The organism is Synechococcus sp. R6-7, assembly GCF_047461695.1.
Lineage (GTDB): Bacteria > Cyanobacteriota > Cyanobacteriia > Thermostichales > Thermostichaceae > Thermostichus.
The window spans coordinates 1-3,055 of the sequence record NZ_JANSHS010000530.1 but is presented as its reverse complement, the minus strand read 5'-3'; the positions used below and the strand labels follow the sequence as shown (position 1 = coordinate 3,055).

Here is a 3,055-nt window from a genome sequence, read left to right as displayed (position 1 = left end):
CGCTTTAGCGGCGCGGAGCGCTTTGCATCAACATGAGTGCGGGAGTATGTCACTTAAAATGACTACACCAGTCTTGTTCAGCACCAATCTATTGGGTTAGCGCAACACCAGGGCTAGAGCAGTCCCTTGGGATCCCGTCTCGACCAACCGCAAGTCCCCCCCGTGGGCCTGCAGGATGCGCCTGGCGATATATAGCCCCAGACCTCCTGAGCCGGTTGGGTAGTGGTGGCCGGCAATATGAATGGGCTGGGTCACGTAGGGTTGGGCCAACTCTTCTAGGGGAGCCGGCAAGCCGGGGCCATCATCCTGCACCTGGATCTGGTGGGGGCTGACGATTAACACCACCGCATGGCGTGCGTAGCGCAAGGCGTTGTCCACCAGATTCACCAGCGCCCGCTCCAGCTCTGCCTCATCGGCGTTGCCCCACCCTTCTCCTTCGACTCGCAGATCGATCCCCCGCTCCTGGGCCAGGGATCCCATGCGCTCGGCCACCTTTCTGGCCAGGGATCCCAGATCGCAAGGCCGAGGATGCAGCTCGATCTCTCCCCGCTCTAGGCGGTGGGCCTCCACCATTTTCTGCACCAGAGAGAGATTGTGTTGGTTTTCCTGCAGGATGCGATCCAGCAGAGCGCGACGTTGCTCCGGCTCGAGCTGTTGATCCTGTTTAAAGGCGCTCAGCAGGTGCCCAAAGGCGATGAGGGGGGTTTTGAGGTCGTGAACGAGGGTAGCGGTAAAGGCTTCTCGCCGCATTTGATCGATCTGGATCTGGCGCAGCAACTGGGCAAAAGCCTGCCGCAAGATCAGGGCTTCCTGGGGATCCCCGGGGCGGAGCAGCAGATTCCAACGGGCAGGCTGGTTGATCAAGGTTTCCAAATGGGCCAACTCGCGGGCCAGCAGGGTGAGGGGGCGCAAAATCATGGAGGACAGAGCATAGCCCACCACCGCCGACAGCACCGCCAGCAACGGGATCCACAGCAGCAGCAGAAGGATCCCTTCAGCGCTGAACTGCGTGTCGGGCCAGATCCACTGCACCGACAGGATGAAAACCAAGTTGGGGACGAACGAAAGGCTGGCAATGACCAATGCCACCTGGGTGCGCAAGCTGTGGGGAAAGCGGCGGCGCCAAAACTCAAGTAGGCGGAGTAGTTGCTGTTTCAAACTCGGTGTGCTCGCTTTGACAAGACCTGCTTGAATAGTGAACCAACCGTAGGCAAAGAATAAACATCCCCTCACGGTCAAGGCTGAAGAGTTCTTTCCTAGGTCTTAGAATGACCGTTATGTCTTGAGCCACTTCATCCCCATGAATAGAGAAGGATGCCGTAACCCCAGCTTTTAGGATACCCAGCTACCCCATTCTTTAGAGAAGCCGCGCCGTATTCCGGTTGGCAAAGCTGTGGACATCACGGCAAAGAAAGACAGCTTGATCCCCAGGCGTAACCAACGTTGAGCAATCATAGTCGTTTCAGGTTAGGGTGAGGCGCCTGGGCCATTGAGAAAAGCCTTTGGCCGCATGCATTATTGCTCGGCAACGCTGACGCGACGACGCGACCAACGTTTTGGGTGTAGTGTCCCAGTTTGGGTCAAAGGACTACAAGTTCAACAGATCAAGATCGAGGGGCAGAGCGGAGCTCTCAAGCTCCTGAGGCATGAAAAAACCTCTGGGAGTCTGTCCGTGTTTCGACCCCAGAGGCTTCTTCTCTTCACTCCTCACCACTATTGAGCGTAGCCGCCCTTTGAAAGGCTGTCAAGCACTTTCCCATTGGGGTTGGCGTGTGGGAAATTGGGCCAGGGTGGCGCTGCCGTATAGGATCATCTGCTGGGGCTGTAAGTTCACCCGATCGACCCGCAGCTCAGTGCCGCGCAAGGCCAGCCGATCCAAATCCAGAAGCCCATTCAGGCAATCTACCAAGGCCCGGCTCAAGGCCAGCTCCTCTTCTGTGCCGCCTGCAAACACCGGATCTGTAAAGCGGATGCGACGCCGCTCCAGCACCTCAACTTGGGCGGAAAAACCGACGCGGAAAGCCCTGGCTTCTCCCTGCTGTACGTTTGCCTGCAATTCCAGTCGCCGCGCCGGGGTGATGCTGATATGGACGTGATGGAAGGATAGGGGGCTGCCATCCTGTCCCACCAGGGCCAGCCTGTTCAGTACAAAAGGTGTGTTAAACGATTGCACCAGATCGTCTTGGCTCAGCACCACACGCATCGTGGCCTGTACCGGCTGGCGCAGTTTGATCTTCCCCTGCCAAATTTGGCTGAAATCGATGGCCACCGCGTTGCAAAACAGCTCTAGGGCCGAAAGCCTCAGGCCGTTGTACATCTGCAAGTGCTGGCCCAACAACTCAAAGCTATCAATACGACCCTGCAACAGTTTGGCAACAGGCTCCACTCGCACGCGCGCTTCTAGTCGCTCTGCCTGCTTAAAGAGGGCGCGAATGGCTGCGCTTACCCCCCGACTGACCCAATCGACAGCCATGGGATTCTGGAGGGAGAGTTGGGGCAGGAGTCCTGTAGCCATGGGACAAGGTGAAGTTCGCCTACAGGGATCATAACCAACCATTAAGAAAAGTTACAACCTCCGCCGACGGAGAGGCTGTTCTCTCAGGGGTAGGTGCGTCCTTCCTGCATGGCCGAGCGGGCCACGGCTGCGATCCCCTGGTCGGTGGCGCGGGGCAGATGAAAGTACCGTCCGCCCGCCAATTCCGCCAGCTCGGCGCTGAAGCCGGTGGTTACAAAGCGGCTTTGGGAGTCGATCAAGAGCAGCTTCAACCCCAGGGCGCGGATGCGCAGGGCGATCTCCCGCAGCTCTTGCTTGAGGTCGATGGGAGCCGCTCCCAACTGGCTTTTGCTGTCGCTCCGTCCCAAGGAGCGGCTGAGGGGAATGTTGGCCCGGCCATCGGTGAGAGCCACCAGCATCACCTGGCCCACGTCGCCGGCAGCACGGGCATTGACTCCCATCCGCACGGCTTGGGTGAGGGCATGGGCAAGAGGGGATCCCCCGCCGCAGGGCAGAGATTCCAAACGGCGGCGGGCCAGCTCAATGGAGCGGGTGGGGGGG

2 protein-coding genes and 1 pseudogene are annotated in these 3,055 nt (G+C 59.1%); all 3 read right to left on the bottom strand.

Translation table 11 applies throughout. From position 1 onward, the window contains the following. Window positions 1-96: 96 nt before the first annotated feature. On the bottom strand, window positions 97-1,158 hold the full coding sequence (locus NW815_RS13800) for a sensor histidine kinase (protein ID WP_414329262.1): 1,062 nt from the start codon (window positions 1,156-1,158) through the stop codon (window positions 97-99). A 586-nt stretch (window positions 1,159-1,744) separates the two neighbouring features. Continuing rightward, window positions 1,745-2,473, bottom strand: a complete 729-nt coding sequence (locus tag NW815_RS13795) for a DUF2993 domain-containing protein (protein ID WP_414390715.1) — start codon at window positions 2,471-2,473, stop codon at window positions 1,745-1,747. Window positions 2,474-2,598: 125 nt separating this feature from the next. Continuing rightward, window positions 2,599-3,055, bottom strand: a pseudogene (locus tag NW815_RS13790) (magnesium chelatase ATPase subunit D); the annotation flags it as partial.